This is a genomic window from Bartonella sp. LB28NMGDW (genome assembly GCF_042194435.1).
GTDB classification, from domain to species: Bacteria; Pseudomonadota; Alphaproteobacteria; order Rhizobiales; family Rhizobiaceae; genus Bartonella; species Bartonella grahamii.
The window spans coordinates 1-695 of record NZ_JBHIMX010000138.1; the positions used below are offsets into that span (position 1 = coordinate 1).

Annotated in this window: 1 protein-coding gene; it reads right to left on the reverse strand. The window is 36.8% G+C overall.

The genetic code is table 11. The features are described 5' to 3' along the window. Positions 1 to 695 (reverse strand): hypothetical protein (locus ACFIKG_RS09665; protein WP_375652239.1); only part of this gene is annotated, 695 nt, incomplete at both ends.

The window sequence follows — 695 nt, forward strand, 5'->3', positions numbered from 1 at the left end:
ATCATCGTCATAATACCCTTCAAAATCAGCATAATACTCATGACGATAATAATCATCTTCGCTACCAAACTCAGGATATGCATCATCACAGATATCTTCATTAGCTGTTAAAGAGGCATTGCTATGAATATATGAAGAACCAGAGATAAGAGCATCACAAATAACAGCATCATCAAAAACACGTGATTCATCACAAATGTAAGCAGAGCCACTTATTTTTGCATTGCCTCCGACATGAGCATCATCACAAATGACAGCATTATCGGAAATATGAGCATGATCAGTGACACGGGCGTTATCATAAATTTGTGCATTGCCTTCAATTACAACGGCGTTGTTAGCATGCGCATTACCAGACAGCTTTGCATTGTCCTTTAATGTCATACCTTCAAAAATAGCATTCCCATAAATTTGCGCATTACCATAGACATCAACAAAAAAGCTTTTTACTTTAGCATTTCCAAAGACGCGTGCATTTTGAAAGACCCGAGCTTTATTATACACCCAGCAATTACCTTCATGAGAGAGATTATCTTCACTTTCAATATAGCCACCGAGGTCACCTTTTTTCACATCATCAAAATCTCTTAAGGCTCTAATTCGAGTTAAGAAATGACCATCGATATATTCACAATCATCAATAAATTCGTATTTTTTTGCAGGCTCTTGTTGATTAACAGACGCGGTTTCATTTG